General features: G+C 73.1%; 18 protein-coding genes. 10 read left to right on the top strand and 8 right to left on the bottom strand.

From position 1 onward, the window contains the following. Window positions 1-77: 77 nt before the first annotated feature. From H1A17_RS06395 to H1A17_RS06370, 6 genes are all read right to left on the bottom strand, one after another. Window positions 78-1,880, bottom strand: coding sequence for an ABC-F family ATP-binding cassette domain-containing protein (locus tag H1A17_RS06395; RefSeq protein ID WP_145917817.1), 1,803 nt, complete (start codon window positions 1,878-1,880; stop codon window positions 78-80). Window positions 1,881-2,063: 183 nt separating this feature from the next. Continuing rightward, window positions 2,064-3,017: a 4-(cytidine 5'-diphospho)-2-C-methyl-D-erythritol kinase gene (locus H1A17_RS06390; RefSeq protein ID WP_194821359.1), complete on the bottom strand. Its 954-nt coding sequence runs from the start codon at window positions 3,015-3,017 to the stop codon at window positions 2,064-2,066. Further along, window positions 3,014-3,154 carry a hypothetical protein gene (locus tag H1A17_RS06385; protein ID WP_168222380.1) on the bottom strand — a complete coding sequence of 47 codons (141 nt, stop codon included), beginning with the start codon at window positions 3,152-3,154 and terminating at the stop codon, window positions 3,014-3,016. The genes H1A17_RS06390 and H1A17_RS06385 overlap by 4 nt, the downstream gene beginning before the upstream one ends. A gap of 9 nt (window positions 3,155-3,163) precedes the next feature. Continuing rightward, the gene (gene rsmA / locus H1A17_RS06380) at window positions 3,164-4,039 is read right to left on the bottom strand and encodes a 16S rRNA (adenine(1518)-N(6)/adenine(1519)-N(6))-dimethyltransferase RsmA (RefSeq protein WP_145917815.1); all 876 of its coding nucleotides are present in this window, start codon (window positions 4,037-4,039) and stop codon (window positions 3,164-3,166) included. A gap of 34 nt (window positions 4,040-4,073) precedes the next feature. Further along, on the bottom strand, window positions 4,074-5,108 hold the full coding sequence (locus H1A17_RS06375) for an ABC transporter ATP-binding protein (RefSeq protein ID WP_145917814.1): 1,035 nt from the start codon (window positions 5,106-5,108) through the stop codon (window positions 4,074-4,076). Further along, the gene (locus H1A17_RS06370; protein WP_240762602.1) at window positions 5,095-6,138 is read right to left on the bottom strand and encodes an ABC transporter ATP-binding protein; all 1,044 of its coding nucleotides are present in this window, start codon (window positions 6,136-6,138) and stop codon (window positions 5,095-5,097) included. The genes H1A17_RS06375 and H1A17_RS06370 overlap by 14 nt, the downstream gene beginning before the upstream one ends. Window positions 6,139-6,355: 217 nt before the next feature. Between H1A17_RS06370 and H1A17_RS06365 the strand changes: the two genes are divergently transcribed. From H1A17_RS06365 to H1A17_RS06335, 7 genes are all read left to right on the top strand, one after another. Beyond that, complete coding sequence (locus tag H1A17_RS06365; protein WP_145917813.1) at window positions 6,356-7,564, top strand: dipeptidase; 1,209 nt, start codon at window positions 6,356-6,358, stop codon at window positions 7,562-7,564. After that, window positions 7,564-9,165 (top strand): ABC transporter substrate-binding protein, encoded by a 1,602-nt coding sequence (locus H1A17_RS06360; protein ID WP_145917812.1) that lies wholly within the window; start codon window positions 7,564-7,566, stop codon window positions 9,163-9,165. The genes H1A17_RS06365 and H1A17_RS06360 overlap by 1 nt, the downstream gene beginning before the upstream one ends. 66 nt (window positions 9,166-9,231) lie before the next feature. Then, window positions 9,232-10,197 carry an ABC transporter permease gene (locus H1A17_RS06355; RefSeq protein ID WP_240762600.1) on the top strand — a complete coding sequence of 322 codons (966 nt, stop codon included), beginning with the start codon at window positions 9,232-9,234 and terminating at the stop codon, window positions 10,195-10,197. Beyond that, window positions 10,194-11,078 carry an ABC transporter permease gene (locus H1A17_RS06350; RefSeq protein ID WP_145917811.1) on the top strand — a complete coding sequence of 295 codons (885 nt, stop codon included), beginning with the start codon at window positions 10,194-10,196 and terminating at the stop codon, window positions 11,076-11,078. Before H1A17_RS06355 ends, H1A17_RS06350 begins: the two co-directional genes overlap by 4 nt. A gap of 7 nt (window positions 11,079-11,085) precedes the next feature. Beyond that, entirely contained in the window at window positions 11,086-12,249 is a 1,164-nt protein-coding gene (locus H1A17_RS06345) for a Xaa-Pro peptidase family protein (RefSeq protein WP_194821358.1), read from the top strand. Between the two features lie 5 nt (window positions 12,250-12,254). Continuing rightward, window positions 12,255-13,103 (top strand): alpha/beta fold hydrolase, encoded by an 849-nt coding sequence (locus H1A17_RS06340; RefSeq protein ID WP_145917809.1) that lies wholly within the window; start codon window positions 12,255-12,257, stop codon window positions 13,101-13,103. Between the two features lie 11 nt (window positions 13,104-13,114). Next, window positions 13,115-14,149 (top strand): Lrp/AsnC family transcriptional regulator, encoded by a 1,035-nt coding sequence (locus H1A17_RS06335; protein ID WP_194821357.1) that lies wholly within the window; start codon window positions 13,115-13,117, stop codon window positions 14,147-14,149. Window positions 14,150-14,159: 10 nt separating this feature from the next. Here the strand turns inward: H1A17_RS06335 and H1A17_RS06330 are convergent, their stop codons facing one another. Beyond that, complete coding sequence (locus H1A17_RS06330; protein ID WP_145922557.1) at window positions 14,160-15,059, bottom strand: TatD family hydrolase; 900 nt, start codon at window positions 15,057-15,059, stop codon at window positions 14,160-14,162. 130 nt (window positions 15,060-15,189) lie between these two features. Here H1A17_RS06330 and H1A17_RS06325 point away from each other — a divergent pair, with 130 nt between their 5' ends. Both H1A17_RS06325 and H1A17_RS06320 read left to right on the top strand, forming a co-directional pair. Continuing rightward, window positions 15,190-16,434: a hypothetical protein gene (locus H1A17_RS06325; RefSeq protein ID WP_145917807.1), complete on the top strand. Its 1,245-nt coding sequence runs from the start codon at window positions 15,190-15,192 to the stop codon at window positions 16,432-16,434. A 65-nt stretch (window positions 16,435-16,499) separates the two neighbouring features. Then, window positions 16,500-17,351 carry an alpha/beta fold hydrolase gene (locus H1A17_RS06320; protein ID WP_145917806.1) on the top strand — a complete coding sequence of 284 codons (852 nt, stop codon included), beginning with the start codon at window positions 16,500-16,502 and terminating at the stop codon, window positions 17,349-17,351. Between the two features lie 61 nt (window positions 17,352-17,412). Here H1A17_RS06320 and metG read toward each other — a convergent pair whose 3' ends face one another. After that, window positions 17,413-19,215: a methionine--tRNA ligase gene (metG, locus tag H1A17_RS06315; protein WP_145917805.1), complete on the bottom strand. Its 1,803-nt coding sequence runs from the start codon at window positions 19,213-19,215 to the stop codon at window positions 17,413-17,415. A 143-nt stretch (window positions 19,216-19,358) separates the two neighbouring features. Here metG and H1A17_RS06310 point away from each other — a divergent pair, with 143 nt between their 5' ends. After that, the gene (locus H1A17_RS06310) at window positions 19,359-20,225 is read left to right on the top strand and encodes a hypothetical protein (protein ID WP_370516994.1); all 867 of its coding nucleotides are present in this window, start codon (window positions 19,359-19,361) and stop codon (window positions 20,223-20,225) included. Window positions 20,226-20,228 lie beyond the last annotated feature (3 nt).

The raw sequence follows: 20,228 nt of genomic DNA, 5'->3' as shown, positions 1-20,228 counted from the left end.
ACGCCGTTCGAGGTGAGGGTCGCCGACGATTGTCCCGTACGGCGGGGTGTGACGCCGCACACGGGGTCGTCCCCGGTCTACAGGGGCGGGATCTCGTCGGCGAGGGTCAGCCAGGTCTCCTCGGTCCGTTCCCGTTCGGCGCGTACCTCCTTGAGCTGCGCGTCGAGGTCGGCGACCCGGGCGTAGTCGGTGGCGTGCGTGGCGAGCTGGTCGAGGAGGGTGGCCTCCTTCTGGTCGAGCTTGCCGATCTGTCGTTCCAGCCGGGTCAGCTCCTTGCGGGCCTGCCGGGCCTCGGCGGCGGACATGCCGCCCGTGGCCGGGGTCTCGGGGCCGGTGGCGGGGCCGGGTGTGGTCCGGGCCGGACCCGGGTCGGCGGCGCGGGCCAGGTACTCGTCGACGCCGCCGGGCAGGTGCACCAGCCGGCCGTCGCCGAACATCCCGTACGCGGCGTCGGTGACCCGTTCGATCAGGTACCGGTCGTGGCTGGCAACGATGATCGTGCCGGGCCAGGAGTCGAGCAGGTCCTCCAGCGCGGCGAGGGTGTCGGTGTCCAGGTCGTTGGTGGGTTCGTCGAAGAGCAGCACGTTGGGTTCCCCGGCGAGCAGCCGGAGCATCTGCAACCGGCGGCGTTCCCCACCGGAGAGGTCGCCGACCGGGGTCCAGAGCCGCCGGTCGTCGAAACCGAACACCTCGGCGAGCTGGGCGGCGGAGATCTCCCGGTCGCCGAGCTGCACCCGGCGGGCGACCTCCTCGACGGCCTCCAGGACGCGCAGGTGGCCGGGGAGTTCGGCGAGTTCCTGGGAGAGGAACGCCGGCTTGACGGTGGAGCCGGTGTGGAACCGGCCGCCGTCGGCGCGGGTGATGCCGGCCAGCAGCCGCAGCAGGGTGGTCTTGCCGGCCCCGTTGCGGCCGAGGATGGCGATCCGGTCGCCGGGGCCGACCTGCCAGGTGGTGTCGTGCAGGATCTCCTTGGGGCCGGCGTGCAGCCGGACGTGCTCCAGGTCGTACACCTGCTTGCCGAGCCGGGCGGTCGCCATCCGCTGCAACGACATGGTGTCGCGCGGCGGCGGCACGTCGTCGATGAGCGCGTTGGCCGCGTCGATGCGGAACTTCGGCTTGGAGGTGCGGGCGGGCGGGCCGCGCCGCAGCCAGGCGATCTCCTTGCGGAGCAGGTTCTGCCGGCGGGCCTCGGTGGCGGCGGCGACCCGTTCCCGTTCGGCGCGGGCCAGCGTCCAGGCGGCGAAGCCGCCCTCGTAGGCCCGGACGGTCTGGTCGGCGACCTCCCAGGTGGTGGTGCAGACCGCGTCGAGGAACCAGCGGTCGTGGGTGACCACGACGAGCGCGCCCCGGCGGCCGACGAGGTGCCGGGCGAGCCAGTCGACGCCGCCGACGTCGAGGTGGTTGGTGGGCTCGTCGAGGATGAGCAGGTCGGACTCGCGGACCAGCAGGGCGGCCAGCGCCACCCGGCGGCGCTCGCCACCGGACATCGGGCCGACCGGCTGGTCGAGGCCGAGGTGGGGCATGCCGAGGCCGTCGAGGATGCCCCGGACGCCGGCGTCGCCGGCCCACTCGTGTTCGGCGCCCATGCTCTCGCCGAGCCAGGCGGTGCCGAGCACCACGTCCCGCACGGTGGCCTCGGGGGTCAGGGTGAGGGCCTGCGGCAGCCAGAGCACCCGCAGGTCGCGGCGGTGGGTGACCCGGCCGTCGTCGGGGTCCTCCTGCTTGGTGAGCATCCGCAGCAGGGTGGACTTGCCGGCGCCGTTGAGGCCGACCACGCCGATCCGGTCGGCGTCGTCGAGGCCGAGCGAGACGTCGGTGAGCAGCGGCCCGGCGGCGCCGTACCCCTTGGACACCCGGTCCAGGTTGACGATGTTGGCCACGGTCCCACCTTTCATGATCAAGGCGTCCCGGTGCCGGCGGGCACCTCGGGACGCCTGGGTCAAGGGTACGCGGACACCCGGGCCGTCCCGAACGCCCGGTGATCAGCTCAACGGAGGCGATGTTGCGGTATCCGGCGGTGGGGACAGCGCAACATCGGCTCACATGCGCAGGGCCGGTAGGGGTCAGGTGATGCGGGCGCCGGGGACCGGGCCGTGGGCGACCCGGGTTTCCCGGCACACTCCGGCGGCCTGCAGCTCGGCGGCGATCCGTTGCGCGTCGGTGGCGTCCCGGGCCAGGAAGACGCAGGTGGGGCCGGAGCCGGAGACGATACCGGCGAGCGCGCCGGCGGCCTCCCCCGCCTTCAACGTGTCGGCCAGGGCCGGGCGCATCGACAGCGCGGCGTCCTGCAGGTCGTTGCCGAGGCAGCCGGCGAGCACCCGGGGGTCGCGTTGACGCAGCGCGCCGAGCAGGCCGTCGGTGCTGCCCAGCGGGGGGCCGGCGGTGCCGGCGGCGCGCAGCCGGTCGAGTTCCCGGTAGGCGGCGGGGGTGGACAGGCCGCCGTCGGCGACGGCCACCACCCAGTGCCAGGAGGTGGGGCGGGCCAGCACCGGGCTGACCGCCTCGCCCCGGCCGGTGCCCAGCGCGGTGCCGCCGTGGATCAGGAACGGCACGTCGGAGCCGAGATCGGCGGCGATCCCGGCCAACTCGTCGCGGGACAGCCCGGTGCCCCACAGGGCGTCGCAGGCGACCAGCGCGGCGGCGGCGTCGGCGCTGCCCCCGGCCAGCCCACCGGCGAGCGGGATCTGCTTGCGCAGGTGCAGCCGGGCGTGCGGCAGCACCCCGGCGTAGCCGGCGAGGGCGTGGGCGGCGCGGATGGCCAGGTTGGAGTCGTCCAGGGCCAGCTCGCCGGCGCCCTCGCCCTCCATGGTCAGGGTGAGCGTGTCGCCGCGTCGGGCGGTCAACTCGTCGTAGATCGAGATCGCGTGGTAGACGGTGTTCAGCTCGTGGTACCCGTCCCGGCGCAGCGGGCCCACCCCGAGGTGCAGGTTGACCTTCGCGGGGACCCGGACCCGCACCGGGCCGCTGCTTCCCCGCCGCTGTTGGTCGTCGTCGTCCGGTCGCCAGGCCTCGGTCACCGGGTGACGTCCCGCCGGCACGGGCGGATGTCGAACGGCATCTCCACGATCAGCTCCTCGGCGGAGTCGGCGGCCGGCGGCGTACCGGCCGGCAACCAGGTCGTACGCGCAGGTGCGGCGTGTCCCTCGGCGGGCACGGCGTCAGCCTACTGTGCGGCGGTGGCGACGGTCGGAGCCGACGCGGCGATCGCGGCGAACTGCTCCACGGTGAGTGACTCCCCGCGTGCTCCGGGGTCGACCCCGGCGGCGGTGAGCGCCGCGGCGGCCCGGTCGGGGCCACCCGCCCAGCCCGCCAGCGCGGCCCGCAACGTCTTGCGGCGCTGGGCGAACGCGGCGTCGACCACGGCGAAGACAGCCTGCCGGGGCACGTCGTCGCGGGGTGGTTCGCGGCGGGTGAAGGCGACCAGGCCGGAGTCGACGTTCGGCACCGGCCAGAACACGTTCGGTGGCACCCGGCCGGCGGCCCGGGACCGGGCGTACCAGGCGAGCTTGACCGACGGGATGCCGTACACCTTGGAGCCGGGACCGGCGACCAGCCGGTCGGCGACCTCCTTCTGCACCATCACCAGGCCGTGCCGCAGGGTGGGCAGCTCGGCGAGCAGGTGCAGCACCACCGGCACGGCGACGTTGTAGGGCAGGTTCGCCACCAGCGCGGTGGGCGGCGGGTCGGCCAGCTCGGCGGCGGTGATCCGCAGCGCGTCGGCCCGGTGCACGGTGAGCCGGGCGGCGGCGTCCGGGCCGGCGTGCGCGGCGGCGGTCTGCGGCAGCGCGCCGGCCAGCACCGGGTCGATCTCCACCGCGTGCAGGTGCGCGGCGGCCGGCAGCAGGGCCAGGGTGAGTGAGCCGAGGCCGGGGCCGACCTCCAGCGCCACGTCGTCGGGGGTGAGCCCGGCGGTGGTGACGATCCGGCGGACGGTGTTCGGGTCGTGCACGAAGTTCTGGCCGAGCTTCTTGGTCGGGTTGACGCCGAGGCGCGCGGCGAGTTCCCGGATCTCCGCCGGGCCGAGCAGGTCTGCGGCCATAACCCGACAGGGTACGGGCCGCCCGCGCACCGACTCAGCCGACCGGTGGTTTCGCCTCGGCGGCGAAGTGGCAGGCGGCGATGCTGCCGCCGGGCCCGGCCAGCAGCGGTGGTTCGCCGGTCCGGCAGAGGTCGTGGACGATCGGGCAGCGGGTGTGGAACCGGCAGCCGGCGGGTGGGTCGACCGGGCTGGGCGGGTCGCCGGCCAGGGTGACCCGTTGCCGGCCGCGCTGGGACGGGTGCCGCACCGGCACCGAGCCGAGCAGGGCCCGGCTGTAGGGGTGCGCGGGCTGCTGGTAGACGGCGGCGGCGGGGCCGATCTCGGCCAGCCGGCCCAGGTACATCACCGCCACCCGGTGTGACACGTGCCGCACCACGCCGAGGTCGTGGGCGATGAAGACCAGGGTCAGCCCGAGCCGTCGTTGGAGTTCGGCGAGCAGGTTGACCACCTGGGCCTGCACCGACACGTCGAGCGCGGAGACCGGTTCGTCGCAGACCACCACCCGGGGTTCGGTGGCCAGGGCGCGGGCGATGCCGATGCGCTGACGTTGCCCGCCGGAGAACTCGTGCGGGAAGCGGTGCATCATCTCCGGGGCCAGGCCGACCAGTTCCAGCAGCTCGGCGACCCGGTCCCGGCGGGCGGCGGCACCCCGGGCCAGCCGGTGCACGTCGAGCGGTTCGGCCACCAGGTCGAGCACCGGCAGTCGCGGGTTCAGCGAGGTCAGCGGGTCCTGGAAGACCATCTGCACGGCGCGGCGCAGGTCGCGGCGGCGGGTGCCGCGGGCGGTGGCGACGTCCGAGCCGGCGTAGCGGACCGTGCCGGCGTCGGGGCGTTCCAGCCCGACCAGCATCCGGGCCAGGGTGGACTTGCCGCATCCGGACTCGCCGACCACGCCGAGGGTCTCCCCGGCGGCGACGCTCAGGTCGACCCCGTCGACGGCGTGCACCCGGGCGGACCGGCCGGTGCCGCGACCGGCCCGGTAGGTCTTGCGCAGGCCGGTGGCGACCAGCAGCGGCTCGCCGGTCGGGGCCGGGGGGCGGGTCGCGGTGGGTGACTCAGACGGTGGCATCGACGTCCTCCTCGGCGTGGTGGCAGGCGGCGGTCCGGCCGGGGTGGGCGAGGGCCCGGCGGGGTGGCCGGTCCGCGCGGCACCGGTCGTCCGCCCGGAGGCAGCGGGGGTGGAACGCGCATCCGGTGGGCAGCGCCAGCAGGTTGGGTGGGCTGCCGGGGATGGGCCGCAGCGGTTCGCCGGGGTCGGCCAGGTCGGGGACGGAGCGCAGCAGGGCGGCGGTGTACGGGTGGGCCGGCGCGTCGAGCGTCTCGGTGACGGTGCCGGTCTCCACGATCCGGCCGGCGTACATGACGGCGACCCGGTCGGCGAGTTCGGCGGCGACGCCGAGGTCGTGGGTGATGAGCAGGACGCCCATGCCGAGTTCCCGGCGGAGCCGGTCGATGAGGTCGAGGATCTGCGCCTGCACGGTCACGTCGAGGGCGGTGGTGGGTTCGTCGGCGATCAGCAGCCGGGGGCCGAGGGCGACGGCCATCGCGATCAGGATTCGCTGCCGCATCCCGCCGGAGAACTGGTGCGGGAAGTCGCGGACCCGGCGCTGGGGGGCCGGGATGCCGACCAGTCGGAGCAGTTCCACTGCCTCGGCGCGGGCGGCCCGCCGGGACGCGCCCCGGTGCAGCCGGAACACCTCGCCGAGCTGGTCGCCGATGGAGAGCACCGGGTTGAGCGCGGAGAGCGCGTCCTGGAAGACCAGGGCCATGGTGCTGCCGCGCAGGGACCGGACGTGGTCCGGGTCGCCGGTGGCGACGTCGTGGCCGGCGACCCGGATCTCCCCGGCGTCGACCCGGACCCCGCCGGAGTCGAGCAGGCCCATCACCGCCCGGGCGGTGACCGACTTGCCGGAGCCGGACTCGCCGAGCAGGACGAGCACCTCGCCGGCCGCGATGTCCAGGTCGACCCCGCGTACGGCGGGCACGTCGCCGCGGCGGGTGGTGAAGGTGACGTCCAGCCCGCGGACCCGCAGCGCGGCGTCGGTCGGGACGGTGGCCGGCGCGGGACCGGCTACTGGCTGTGTTGATCGTCGAGCCACTGCGGCCCCCTGGTTTCCGGCAGATTTCCGGGCGTAACGACTTCTGGCACCGATCCGGCGATCGCCGCCGGAGTTGCTCAGGATATTGACACGTCGCGCCTGATCCTGGCAATCTTCCGTCTCACAGCGCCGAGAATCGGCACCCACTCCAAGACCGGACGACGGAATCTCCCACCATTCCCCCCGGGCCGGACCACCACACGAAGGGAGAGTCCGCGTGCTCAACCCCGCGCCGCGCTACACCGGGTACACCTCCTACGACTACCTGGAGGCCGGCACCGACTACCGAGAGTTCAAGCTGTCGCCCGAACTCGGCCGGGTGCCCGCGTACCAGGGGGTGACGCTGACCCAGGCCCAGCGCGCCCGGGTCGTCCGGCTGCTCACCGACGAGATCGTGATCTCCCTGCACGACCACCCGTCGGTCTTCCCCGAGGACATCCGGGAAACCGTCGACTACAACCGGACCGCCCGCCACCACACCGGCTACGCCGGGCTGGCCCGTTCCGGCATGACCGCCGTCTTCGACAACCTGATGGACGGCACCTGCTGCGTGACCAGCCAGATGGGTTGGAAGTGGACGGACGTCATCGCCGACCTGGGGATGCGCCTGTCCGACCTGGCGCACCAGGACTTCCTGATCCGGGTGGAGCGGCTGGCCGACATCCGGTACGCGCACGAGACCGGCCGGATGGGCCTGGTGCTCGCCACCGAGGCGGCCACCATGATCGAGAACGAGCTGGACCGGCTGGACATGCTGTACGGCTTCGGCGTCCGGCAGATGGGCATCGCCTACAGCGAGGCGAACACCCTGGGCGGCGGGCTCAAGGAGCGCACCGACGGCGGGCTGACCTACTTCGGGGAGAAGGCGGTCCGGCGGATGAACAAGCTGGGCATCGCCATCGACGTCTCGCACTCCGGGGACCGCACGTCACTGGACGTGATCGCCCACTCCACCAAGCCCATCTTCATCACCCACGCCGGTTCCCGCACGGTCTGGCCGACCAACCGGATGAAGCCGGACGAGGTGATCGTGGCCTGCGCCGACCGGGGCGGCGTGATCGGCCTGGAGGCGGCACCGCACACCACCCTCTCCGCCGCCCACCCCCGGCACTCGCTCGACTCGGTGATGGACCACTTCGTCCACTGCGTGGACCTGGTCGGCATCGACCACGTGGCGTTCGGCCCGGACACCCTCTTCGGTGACCACGTCGGGCTGCACGACACCTTCGCCGCCCACCTGTCCATCGCCGAGGTGCACGGGCACGTCGACCACCCCCGGGTGCCCTACGTCGACGGGCTGGAGAACCCGGCCGAGTGCTACTGGAACATCGTCTCCTGGCTGGTCAGCCACGACTACTCGGACGACGAGATCGGCAAGGTCCTGGGGGGCAACATCCTGCGCGTTCTTGAGGAGGTCTGGCACTGATGCGTGGCACACTGCGCGCCCTCGCCACGGCGGTGGGGCTGCTCTCGATAGGGCTGGCGGCGACCGCGTGTTCGCCCAGCAGCCCCGATTCCGGTGGGTCCGGCGGGGCCGACCGGATCGTCGTCGGCACCACGGCCGACGTGGTCAACTACAACCCGCTGGTCGGCAACAGCCGGACCGACACCTGGGTCACCAACCTGATGTACCCGCGCCTGATGGGCATGGGCCTCGACGGCGTCCGGACGCCGTACCTCGCCACCAAGTGGGAGTACGCCCCGGACGGCAGGAGCGCGAAGGTGACCCTGCGCGACGACTTCACCTGGACCGACGGGAAGAAGGTCACCGCCGACGACGTGGTCTTCACCATCGAGGCGGTGGCCAAGGAGAAGATCGGCGTGGTCGCCGGCCTGATCCCGGCGTTCCAGAAGGCGACCGCGGTCTCCCCCACCGAGGTGGAGTTCACCCTGTCCCAGCCCGACGGCACGTTCCTGGAGAACGTCGGCTTCTGGATGCCGGTGGTGCCCGCGCACGTCTTCGGCAAGGTGGGCAAGGTCGCCGAGTTCGCCAACGACGCCGACTGGGTTTCCGCCGGCCCGTACCAGCTCACCACCGTGGAGCGGGGTCAGCGGTACGTGCTCAAGAAGGTGGCGGACTACCCGCTGGTCGACGGCGGGCCGAAGACCGCCGAGGTGGTCTTCCGGGTCTTCCCGGACGTCAACACCGAGGCCCTGGCGCTGCGCAACGGCGAGATCGACCTGATCGCCAACGCGCTGCCCCCGGCGCTGGCCAAGACCCTGGAGAACGACGACAAGCTGAAGCTGGTCAAGGTGCCGTCGCTGGGCTGGGCGCACATGCAGTACAACCTGGCCCGCAAGCCGCTGGACAAGCTGGAGGTCCGGCAGGCCCTCGCCGCGGCGGTGGACTACGAGGCGATCCGTCGGGTCGCCCTCCAGGGCTCGGCGGTGTCGTCGAACTCCTCGGTGCTCACCCCGACGCTCAAGCAGTGGCAGGACCCGTCGGCCAAGGAGTACACCCACGACCCGGCGCGGGCCAGGTCCCTGCTCACCGGGGCGGGTTACGCCGACGGCAACGGCGACGGCCTGTTCGACGGGCTGAGCCTGCGGATGATCTACGACCAGGCCGACCCGAACATCGCCAAGTGGGCGCAGCTCGTGCGGGACTCCGCCAAGGAGGCCGGCATCGAGATCAAGCTGGAGGGGCTGGAGCGCAACACCTACCTGGCCAAGACCAAGGAGCGGGACTTCGACATCTACGCCGGCTCCTGGGCGATCATGGAGAACCCGCCGGCCAACCTCACCCTGGCCTTCAAGTGCGAGGGGTTCATCAACTACGCCAACGCCTGTGACCCGCAGCTCGACAAGCTGATCGACGAGTCCCGCAGCCACCTCGACCAGCCGTCGCAGAAGACCTCGATCCAGGCCGCCGCGAAGATCATCTCGGACCAGGTGTACGACAACGTGCTCTACGTCGAGGAGTTCACCTTCGCGCACTCCGCGAAGTGGTCGAACTTCCTCGTCCAGCCGAGTGAGCTGCTCTCCATCGTCAACCCGCAGTCCCTGGCGCAGGCCACCGGGGACTGACCCCAGACGCCCGCCGGGCCGGCCGCACCCCGGCCCGGCGGGCACCGGCACGACCTAGGAGGAACCGTGCCCGCCGGTACCAGCTTCATCCTGCGCCGCCTGCTGCGCGGCCTGCTCACCATGTGGTTCGCGGTGACCGTGACGTTCTTCCTGCTCCGGCTCCTGCCCGGCGACCCGGCGCTGGCCATCGCCGACCCCGGGATGACCGAGGAACTGCGCGCCAAGCTGCTCAACGACTACGGCCTCGACAAGCCGCTGGGCGTGCAGTACTGGGAGTTCCTGACCCAGCTCGCGCAGGGCAACCTGGGGATGTCGTTCCGGCAGAACCAGCCGGTGCTGGACATCCTGCTGGAACGGCTGCCGTGGACGCTGCTGCTGGCCGGCTCGGCGCTCGCCGTGACCGTCGCGCTCGGCATCCCGCTCGGCGTGCTCGCCGCCACCCGGGCCAAGGGACCGGTGGACCGGCTCATCCAGGTCGGCGGGATCACCGGCCAGTCGCTGTTCGTCCCGAGCATCGGGGTGTTCCTGCTCTACCTGTTCGGGGTGCAGTTCGGGCTGCTGCCGATCGGCGGGGCGATCGACGACGACGTGACCGGCTTCGCGGCCTACCTGAGCATCGGCCGGCACCTGATCCTGCCCTGCCTGTCGCTGGTGCTGGTGCAACTCGGCTCGTACGTGCTCACCCTGCGCAGCACCCTCATCGACGCGCTCGGCGAGGACTACTGCGCGCTGGCCCGCGCCAAGGGGCTGCCGAACCGGACGGTGGTCTGGCGGCACGCCCTGCGCAACGCGCTGCTGCCCACCACCACCCTGATCGGCCTGCAACTCGGCTTCCTGGTCGGCGGCGCGGTGCTCACCGAGTCCATCTACGCCTACCCGGGTGTCGGACGGAGCATCTTCGAGGCCGTCGGGCAGCTCGACTTCCCGGTGCTCCAGGGCGCCTTCCTGATGCTCGCCTTCGCCGTGATCGTGGCGAACCTGCTCACCGACATCGCGTACGGGCTGCTCGACCCGAGGGTACGGACCGCATGACCACTCCACTGGCTCCCGTCACCGAACCGGCCACCGCCCTGCCGCCACCCGAGTCGGTGGCCCAGCAGACCTGGCAGGCGTTCCGGCGCAACCCGCTCGGCCTCGCCAGCGCCGCCGTCCTGCTGGTGCTGATGGTGGTCGCCGCCGCCGCCGGGCTGATCGCCGACTACCCCAGCGGGTACGGCGAGGACGTGCTCGTCGGGCCGAGCGCCGCGCACTGGTTCGGCACCGACGACCTGGGCCGGGACGTCTTCGCCCAGGTGGTCTGGGGCACCCGGGTCAGCATCGTGGTCGGGCTGGCCGCCAGCGTGCTGGCCATCGTGATCGGCGTGCTGGTCGGGGTGGCCGCCGCCTACTTCCGGTGGGCCGACGCCGTCCTGGGCATGGTCGTCGACCTGTCGCTGTCCCTGCCGGTGCTGCCGTTGATGATCCTGGTCGCGGCGCTGGCCGGGCCGAGCGTGCCGACCCTGGTGGTGGTGATCGCCCTGTTCAGCTGGCCCGAGGTGGCCCGGGTGGTCCGCTCGCAGGGCCTGGCCGTGGTGCCGATGCCGTACGTGTCGGCGGCCCGGGTGATCGGCGGCTCGCACCTGTGGATCATCCGGAAGCACATCCTGCCCGGGGTGGCCCCGGTCATCGCGGTGTCGGTGGTGCTGACCACCTCCCGCGCGGTGCTCTCCGAGGCCGGGCTCTCCTTCCTCGGTCTGGGCGACCCGAACAGCTGGTCCTGGGGCACGATCCTGCACCAGGCGCAGCGTTCCGGGTCGCTGGCCACCGCGTGGTGGACCACGCTCTTCCCCTCCCTGGCCATCCTGCTGCTGGTGGTGGCCACCACCCTGCTCGCCGTGGCGTACAACGACGCCCGCAACCCCCGGACGAGGTGACCACCCGGTGCGACTGCCACCGACCTTCTACCCCGCCCTGCACGACCGGGTCCGCATCGCCCTGGACCGGGCCGGACTGGACGCGCTGCTGCTGGACGACCCGCTGGACGTCGCGTACCTGACCGGGTTCGCGCACTTCCCCAACGAGCGGCCGGTGGCCGCCTGGGTGCCCCGCGACGGCGAGGTGCTGCTGCTGGTGCCGGACCTGGAACGGGAGTACGCGCTCGACCAGCGCGCCGCCGCCCGGCTGGTGGTCTACCCCGAGTTCCCCGGCGAACGCGGCCCGTTCACGGTGCTGGCCGACGCCGTGGCCGGTGCCGTCCGGCGGGTCGGGCACGCGCCGTCCACGTCGACCGGTCGGGTGGCCGCGCTCGCCGCCGCGTTCCCCGGCGTCGAGCCGGTGACCAGCGACCTGGTGGGGCGGCTGCGGCTGCGCAAGACGCCGGAGGAGATCACGCTGCACACCGAGGCGGCCCGGATCGCCGACGCGATGCTCGCCGAGGGCGCCCGGCTGGTCGCCGCCGCCACCGGCCCGGACGATCTGCCCACCGAGACCGAACTCGCCGGGCACGTCACCCGGTTCGGCACCGCCATGATGTACGCCGAGCACGACGACGTCGTGGTGGTGCCGATGCTCACCGGCGGGCTGGTCTACGGCGGGGCGAACTCGGCCCAGCCGCACCGGCTGCCCACCGGGGACCGGCTGCGCCGGGGCGAGCCGTTCATGCTCTCGCTGGGCTGCGCGGTGGGGGGCCGGTTCGTGGAGAGCGAACGGACCTTCCTGCTCGGCGAGCCCACCGCCGAGCAGCGGCGGTACTACCAGGTGGTCCGCGAGGCGCAGGAGACCGGCACCGAGGCGCTGCGCCCCGGTGTCCGCTGCGTCGACGCCAACCGGACCTGCCTGGACGTGATCCGCCGGGCCGGGCTGGCCCGGTTCCTGCGGCACCGGCAGGGGCACGGGATCGGGCTCGGCTTCCACGAGCCGCCCTGGGTCGCCGACGGCGACGAGACCGTGCTGGAGCCGGGAATGGTGCTCTCCAGCGAACCCGGCCTGTACGTGCCCGGCCACGCCGGCTACCGGATCTCGGACACGGTGCTGGTCACCGCGGCCGGACCGCGCCGGCTGACCGGCTACCCCCGGGACCTCGACGACATCGTGATCGGAGCCTGACTGACATGTTCGTGGAGATCAACGACAACCGGCTGGACGTCGAGGTGCTCGGCGACGCGCCGGGCAAGCCGACCATGATCGTGCATCACGGCGCACCCGGGCTGGGCTCGAAGGCCGAACCGCGCGCCTCGTTCGCGGCGTTCGCCGACACGTACCGGGTGGTGGTCTTCGACGCCCGCGGCTCCGGGGCGAGCGAGGGGAACCCGCCGTTCACCCACGAGCAGTGGGCGGCCGACGTGGACGGGTTGCGGGCCTGGGCCGGCGCGGAGCGGATCGTGATGGCCGGCGGCTCGTACGGCGGCTTCATCGCCATGGAGTACGCGATCCGCTACCCGGACCGGGTCGCCGGCCTGGTGCTGCGGGACACCGCCGCCGACAACGCCAACCAGGAGCTGGCGCTGCGCAACGCGCTCGCCTCGTCCCGGGTGGAGATCGACCGGGCGAAGCTGGACCGGATCATGTCCGGGACCGTGCGCGACGACGCCGACCTGCGGGACTGCTGGGCGGAGATCCTCCCGCTCTACGACCACGACCTGGACTGGGCGAAGGTCCGGCAGCGGGTCGAGACCACCCCCTACCGGTACGCCACGCACAACTTCGCCTTCTCCGTCAACCAGCCGCAGTACGACATCACGCCGCTGCTGCCCCGGATCACCTGCCCGACCCTGGTCACCGTGGGCCGGCACGACTGGATCACGCCGGTGGCGTGCAGCGAGACCATCGCGGCGCTGATCCCGCAGGCCCGGCTGGAGATCTTCGAGCACTCCGGACACTCGCCGCAGGTGGAGGAGGCGGAGAAGTTCCAGGCGGTGGTCCGTGCCTTCCTGGCCGAGTTGCCGGCCACTACGGCATGATGCCGATCGAGATGTATGACCTCGATTCCACCGACCGCCGGATCGTGGCGGCGCTCCAGGTAGACGGCCGGGCGAGCTGGACGGACATCGCCCAGCTCACCGGCACCTCGGTGACCACTGTGGCCCGCCGGGCCCAGCAGCTGCTCGCCGACGAGCTGGTCAAGGTCGCCGCCGTGCCCCAGCCGGGCGGCGGCGGCCCCGGCGATCTGCTGATCGTCCGGATCCGCTGCTCGCCGGGGAGTCAACTGCCCGCCGCGCAGGCGCTCGCCGCGATGCCCGAGGTCCGCTTCGTCGCCCTGGTCACCGGCGTGTACGACCTGGTCGCCGAGGTGCTGGTGCCGAAGGGCACCAGCATGCACAGCGTGCTGCTCAGCGGCCTACAGGCCATCGACGGGGTGCAGGGCAGCGTGGCCGACCTGGAGCTGCACACCTACAAGGCCAGCCACGAGTGGAGTCAGCACCTGCTCGGCGACGCCGGCCAGCTCGCCGGCCCGCCCCCGGTGCACAACTGCTCGGCCAACCACCTGGACGAGGTGGACGAGCGGATCGTCGCCGCCCTCCAGGCCGACGGTCGGGCCAGCTTCCAGGCCGTCGCCGGTGGGCTCGGGGTCAGCGAGAGCACCGTCCGCCGCCGGTTCGAGGCGCTCCACCAGGCCGGCTGCGTACAGGTGATCACGCTGGTGCCGGCGGCGGCGCTCGGCTTCGAGGCGGAGATCCTGTTCTGGCTGTCGGTGGCGCCGGCCCGGCTCGACGGGGTGGCCCGGGAACTGGCCGCGCTGCGCGGGGTGCGCTACGTGGCGGCCACCCTCGGGCAGGAGTCGCTGATGTGCGAGGTCATCCTGCCCACCCACGCCGACGTCTTCGAGTTCACCACCAAGACGCTGGCCGGGATCGACGGCATCCAGGCGTGGACCGCCGGGGTGCAGTTGCTCACCGTGAAGCGGGGCTTCGTGGTCACCCCGTGGGCGGCCCGCCGGCTGGGCACGGCCCCGGAACAGCGCCCCGCCGCCCCGGCCCCCCGGGCCCCCCGGGCCCGCCGCGGCTGACGCCGCCTGGTCACCAGGGGCCGAAGGCCCGGTCCCCGGTGGCGGAGACGGCCGCGCAGAGTGCGTCGAGGTCGGCCCCGGTGGTCTCGGCCAGCGACCGGACCGTCAGCGGGATCAGGTACGACGCGTTGGGCCGTCCCCGGTGCGGCATCGGGGTCAGGTACGGCGCATCCGTCTCGACGAGAAGCTGGTCGACCGGGGTGAGCGCGGCGGCCTCGCGCAGCCCGGCGGCGCTGCCGAAGGTGACCGTGCCGGCGAAGCTGAGCAGGTACCCCCGGCGGACGCACTCGCGGGCGAAGTCGGCGTCGCCGGAGAAGCAGTGCAGCACCACCGTGTCCGGGGCACCCTCGTCGTCGAGGATGCGCAGCACGTCGGCGTGGGCGTCCCGGTCGTGGATGACCAGGGCCTTGCCGTACCGCTTGGCGATGGCGATGTGCGCCCGGAAGCTCTCCTCCTGGGCGGCCCGGCCGTCGTCGCCGGTGCGGAAGAAGTCCATTCCGGTCTCGCCGACGCCCCGGACCCGGTCCCGGGCGGCGAGCGTCTCGATCTCGCGCAGCGCGGCGTCCAGGTCGGCCAGCCGGGGGGCCTCGTTGGGGTGCAGCGCCACGGTGGCGAGCACCGCCGGGTACCGGTCGGCGACGTCGGCGCCCCAGCGGGACGAGTCGACGTCCACCCCGACCTGCACGAGCCGGTCCACGCCCACGGTGGCGGCCAGCTCGATCGCGGCGGCCACCGGGTCGGCGGCGTCGCCGCCGCCGGGCACCCCGGCCTCGCTGACGGTGATGTCGAGGTGGGTGTGGCTGTCCAGCACGGGACGGGGCAGCGGCGGCGGGGCGGGCGGGAACTCACCGGCCCGGCGGGCGGCACGCTGCTTGCGGGATTCGGTCCGTTCGGTCATCGCGGCCAGCATCACACACCGGGGCTGGCCGGTGGCACCGACCCGCACCCGCCGGGTGGGGCGGCGTGCGGGCCGGGGGGTGTTCCCGGGCGGCCACCGGCTGTTCACCGGGGCGGAACCTGACCGGCCTAGCCTCGCCGGGATGAGCCTTACCGACCGGGCCAGCGACGCCGCCCCCGAGCGGACCGCGTTGCGCGTGACGTACGGCGGGGTGGTCCACCCGGCGGAGGAACTGGCCCGGGGCGCGGCCTACGAGCTGTTCAGCGCCGAGGCGGCACCCGGTTTCGAGTGGGCGCCCCGACCGGGCGTCAGCTGGCCGTGGCGGCGGTTCGTGCACGTGACCGAGGTCACCGAGGTACGCGGGGGCACCCCGCCGGTCGAGGAGCCGGAGGCGGCGCTGCTGATGCCGGTGCACCGGGACCGGGGCTGGTCGTACGTGCACCAGCTCAGCCAGCAGCCGACGGCGGCCGGCGATCCGACGCTGGCCGCGGTGCGCGCCTCGGCGGTGCTGCGGCGGGGCACCCGGATGGTCAAGGTGCTCTCCGCCCGGCAGCTCGCCGGGTACGTGCGGGGGTGGCTGCCGCACGGGTTCTGCTACCGCGAGCACGACGTGGCGCACCTGCGCACGCCGGCCGCGCTGGCGGTGCTGCGCGGCGACGGCACCAGCGGCGACGGCACCGACGTCGGGTACGCGCTGCGCTGGCGGGCCGCCGACCCGGGCGACTACGACGTGCCGGTCGGCGACGCGCACCGGGGCCTGCTGGAGCTGCCGCCCCGGGACCGGCTCGGCCCGCCGGTGCTGGGCACGGGGTTCGTGCCGAGTTCGGCGCAGCTGATCCCGGAGTTCGTCACCCGGGACTTCGCCGACCTGCCGATGCCCGCCAACGCCAGCCTGCTGGCGTACACCGCCGACGGGGCCGAGGTGGTGCTCTACAGCTACCAGGCGGAGCAGCGGGGCTGGTTGCGGATGGTGGGGCCGCAGTGGCGGCACCTGCTGGCCGCGGTGCCGGGGCTCTCCCCCGACCAGGAGTACGTGCCGACCGGCGAGGTGCCGCGGTCGACGCAGCTGGTCGGCGGGTTGGCCGGCGGCGAGTACGAGGCGGTGGCGGACCTGCCGGGCGGGTTCCGGGTGCTGGCGATGACCCGGGCGGCCCGCTATCCGGTGGAGTCGGTGGGTCGGCGGCTGCGCCACGCCCGGTGGCGGGGCGTGGCGTGCCTGGTGCTCCGGGAGGAGGCGGGCTGGCTGCGGTTGCGCCTGCGGCAGCCCGATCCGGACGCGGTGCGCGACACCGGGGCACAGTGTCACGAACGGGGCGTGTACGAGACGTGGGCGCCGGCCGCCGAGGTGACCGACGACCGGGTGGTGGACCTGCCGTACGCGCTGTGAAGGCATGACGGTGGCCGGCCGGGGAAAGCGCGGGGCGTCCGACACCGACGGATCAGGAGAAGAGCATGCCCTTCATCACCGTGGGTACGGAGAACTCCGCCCCCATCGACCTGTACTACGAGGATCACGGCCAGGGTCAGCCGATCGTGCTGATCCACGGCTTCCCGTTCAACGGGGCGACCTGGGAGAAGATGTCGGGTCCGCTGCTCGCGGCGGGGTACCGGGTGATCACCTACGACCGGCGCGGGTACGGCAGTTCGGCCCAGCCGGCCATGGGCTACGACTACGACACCTTCGCCGCCGACCTCGACGTGCTGATGACCGAGTTGGACCTGCGCAACGCGATCCTGGTGGGCCACTCGATGGGCACCGGTGAGGTGACCCGCTATCTCGGCACGTACGGGTCGAGCCGGGTGGACCGGGCGGTGCTGATGGCGCCGCTGGCGCCGTACCTGTTGCAGACCAAGGACAACCCGGAGGGCGTCGAGAAGAGCCTCTTCGACGGGTTCCAGCAGGCGATCCTCGCGGACCGGTTCGCCTACCTGAGCCAGTTCTGCGACGCGTTCTTCAACTATTCGGAGAACAAGGGCAAGTGGGTCAGCGAGGAGGCGTACCGGGCGCACTGGCAGATCGGCGCGCAGGCGTCGGCGAAGGGCACCCACGACTCGGTGGACGCCTGGCAGACCGACTTCCGGGGCGACGTGCCGAACATCGACGTCCCGGTGCTGATCATCCAGGGTGACAAGGACAACGTGCTGCCGTACCCGAAGACGGGTCAGCGGCTGGCGCCGATGCTGCCCGACGGCAAGCTGGTCACCCTGAAGGGCGCGCCGCACGGTATCCCGTGGACGCACCCGACCGAGGTGAACCGGGCGCTGATGGAGTTCATCGGCGCACCGGCGATGGCCCGCGCCTGACGCTGTGCCGGCACGGCCCCGGGGGGTTCCCCCGGGGCCGTTGCCCGCCGGTGGCGGCCGGTCAGCCCTCCAGCCGGGCGAGTTCCTCGTCGACGATCGACGGGTCGAGCTTGCGGAAGACCGGCTTCGGCGCGGCGAGCGGCCGACCGGCCGGCAGCGGTACGGACTCCCAGCGCGCGCCGACGGTGTAGTCCCCGGTGAGCACCGGGTAGCCGGGCCCGCCGTCGAGGTCGTCGACCTCTTCGAGGACCGGCATCGGGGCGTGCACGCCGGTGCCGCCGAGCAGCTCGTGGATCTGCTGCGCGGAGTGCGGCAGGAACGGGGTGAGCAGGGTGTTGGCGTCGCTGACCACCTGGAGGGCGACGTGCAGGATGGTGCCCATCCGGGGCTTGTCGGCCTCGGCCTTGAGCTTCCAGGGGGCCTGCTCGGACAGGTACCTGTTGGCCTCGGCGACGACCTTCATGGCCTCGCCGATGGCCTGCTTCTGCCGGTGCCGGGCGATCAGGTCGCCGACCGTGCCGAAGCCGGCGCGGGCCACCGCGAGCAGCGCCTCGTCGGCCTCGGTGAGCCCGGCCGGGTCGACCGGCGGGATCGCGCCGAAGTTCTTCGCCGCCATGGAGACCGACCGGTTGACCAGGTTGCCCCAGCCGGCGACGAGTTCGTCGTTGTTGCGGCGGAGGAACTCGGCCCAGGTGAAGTCGGTGTCGTTGCTCTCCGGGCCGGCGACGGCGATGAAGTAGCGCAGCGCGTCGGCGTCGTAGCGTTCCAGGAAGTCCCGGACGTAGATGACCACCTTGCGGGAGGAGGAGAACTTGCGTCCCTCCATGGTCAGGTACTCGCTGGAGACGACCTCGGTGGGCAGGTTGAGCCGGCCGAGTTCGCCGGGCTGGCCGTCGCGGCTGCCCGCCCCGGAGTAGCCGCCGAGCAGGGCCGGCCAGATCACCGAGTGGAAGACGATGTTGTCCTTGCCCATGAAGTAGTAGCCCGGGGAGTCCTTGCCCTCCCCGTCGGCCGACCACCACTTCCGCCACGCGTCCGGGTCGCCGGTGCGCCGGGCCCACTCGATGGACGCGGACAGGTAGCCGATCACCGCGTCGAACCAGACGTAGATCCGCTTGTCGCCGCGCTCCTGCCAGCCTTCGAGGGGGATCGGCACCCCCCATTCGAGGTCCCGGGTGATGGCCCGGGGCTGGAGGTCGTCGAGCAGGTTGCGGGAGAAGCGCAGCACGTTGGGCCGCCAGCCCTCGCGGGTGTCCAGCCACTGGCGCAGCGCGTCGGCGAGGGCGGGGAGGTCGAGGAAGAAGTGCTCGGTCTCCACGAACTCCGGCGTCTCACCGTTGATCTTGGACTTGGGGTTGATCAGGTCGATCGGGTCGAGCTGGTTGCCGCAGTTGTCGCACTGGTCGCCCCGGGCGCTGTCGTAGCCGCAGATCGGGCAGGTGCCCTCGATGTAGCGGTCGGGCAGGGTCCGCCCGGTGGACGGGGAGATCGCCCCGGTGGTGACCTTGGGGACGATGTAGCCGTTGCGGTGCAGCCCGGTGAACAGCTCCTGCACCACCGCGTAGTGGTTGCGGGTGGTGGTGCGGGTGAACAGGTCGTACGACAGGCCCAGCGCCAGCAGGTCCTCGGCGATCACCCGGTTGTACCGGTCGGCCAGCTCGCGCGGGGTGACCCCCTCGGCGTCGGCCTGCACCTGGATCGGGGTGCCGTGCTCGTCGGTGCCCGAGACCATGAGCACGTCGTGACCGGCCATCCGCATGTACCGGGCGAAGACGTCGGAGGGTACGCCGAAGCCGGACACGTGGCCGATGTGGCGCGGACCGTTGGCGTAGGGCCAGGCGACCGCGGCGAGAACGTGACTCATGACCAGCAAGCCTAGTGACCCGGGTCGGCGGCCGGCGAACCAATAGGGTCACCGCGCCACGCCGACGTCGAATCGCCGTTCGCGGGAATTGCCCACCGACACGCGGAGTCAGCTCACGGGCACCGACCGCCACCCGGTGTCCAATGGCTGACGTGACGGGCAGACGATCGGGGCACGACGAGTCGACGGCGGGCACCCGGCGACCGCCGCGCCCCGGCCCCGGGGACGGCCCGGTGGCGCGCGGCTCGGCCGTCGCGCCGCAGCCACGGCCCGGTCCCGGTCCGGACGACGCGACCGTGGAGGTCGAGCCGACCACCGGCGCGCCGGTCGACGCGGTGCCCCGGCGGGTGCCGGTCCGCCAGCCGCGGACCCACCGGCGGGACGGGGAGCAGCCGGACGACGACGGGTTCTTCTGGGCGCCCATCGAACAGGTGCACTGGGACGGCACCCCGCTGCGCAAGGAGCCGAAGCAGCGGTTGCGGACCCCGCGCCGACGTCGCCCCGCCCGCGCCCCCACCCCGCCGGACCCGATCCGGGGGCTCGCCGTGCTGCTGGCGTTGAGCCTGGTCGCGGCGTTCTTCGCCTGGGTGAGCGCGGGGCCGCTCTGGCTGGCCGTCGGGCACTCCACGGCCGGGACGGTGGTGGTCACCGACTGCTCGGGCGGTGGGCTGACCCAGCGCTGCCGGGGCATCTTCACCGCCGACGACGCCCGGTTCCGCACCCACGGGGCACGGGTCAGCGGGGTGCCGGCCGACCGTACCGCCGCCGGCTCGACCCTGCCGGCGCGGGTGACCGGGCCGGACGCGGACACCGCGTACGCCGACACCGGGGTGGGCCGGCACCTGCGGTGGCTGCTCGGCCTGCTGGCGGTGGCCGGCTGCGCGGCGGGGATCGTCAGGTGGACCGGGGCGACCCGGTTGGCCGACCCCCGGCAGCGCCGCTGGGCGACCGGCGGCGGCTACGCCGGGCCGGTGCTGATCACCCTGGGCTTCCTGGTCGCCGCCTGGTGAGCG

The organism is Micromonospora sp. S-DT3-3-22, from assembly GCF_015354745.1.
GTDB classification, from domain to species: domain Bacteria; phylum Actinomycetota; class Actinomycetes; order Mycobacteriales; family Micromonosporaceae; genus Micromonospora; species Micromonospora wenchangensis.
Note: the sequence above shows the minus strand (reverse complement) of the source record. Positions and strands in the feature narration are given on the sequence as shown.

Bases quoted from the DNA above. Each gene is read 5' to 3' on its own strand.
- metG (WP_145917805.1), bottom strand. From the start codon at position 19,215: ATGAGTCACGTTCTCGCCGCGGTCGCCTGGCCCTACGCCAACGGTCCG.
- H1A17_RS06330 (WP_145922557.1), bottom strand. From the start codon at position 15,059: ATGCTGGCCGCGATGACCGAACGGACCGAATCCCGCAAGCAGCGTGCC.
- H1A17_RS06340 (WP_145917809.1), top strand. From the start codon at position 12,255: ATGTTCGTGGAGATCAACGACAACCGGCTGGACGTCGAGGTGCTCGGC.
- H1A17_RS06310 (WP_370516994.1), top strand. From the start codon at position 19,359: ATGGCTGACGTGACGGGCAGACGATCGGGGCACGACGAGTCGACGGCG.
- rsmA (WP_145917815.1), bottom strand. From the start codon at position 4,039: ATGGCCGCAGACCTGCTCGGCCCGGCGGAGATCCGGGAACTCGCCGCG.
- H1A17_RS06375 (WP_145917814.1), bottom strand. From the start codon at position 5,108: ATGCCACCGTCTGAGTCACCCACCGCGACCCGCCCCCCGGCCCCGACC.
- H1A17_RS06335 (WP_194821357.1), top strand. From the start codon at position 13,115: ATGTATGACCTCGATTCCACCGACCGCCGGATCGTGGCGGCGCTCCAG.
- H1A17_RS06360 (WP_145917812.1), top strand. From the start codon at position 7,564: ATGCGTGGCACACTGCGCGCCCTCGCCACGGCGGTGGGGCTGCTCTCG.
- H1A17_RS06325 (WP_145917807.1), top strand. From the start codon at position 15,190: ATGAGCCTTACCGACCGGGCCAGCGACGCCGCCCCCGAGCGGACCGCG.
- H1A17_RS06350 (WP_145917811.1), top strand. From the start codon at position 10,194: ATGACCACTCCACTGGCTCCCGTCACCGAACCGGCCACCGCCCTGCCG.
- H1A17_RS06320 (WP_145917806.1), top strand. From the start codon at position 16,500: ATGCCCTTCATCACCGTGGGTACGGAGAACTCCGCCCCCATCGACCTG.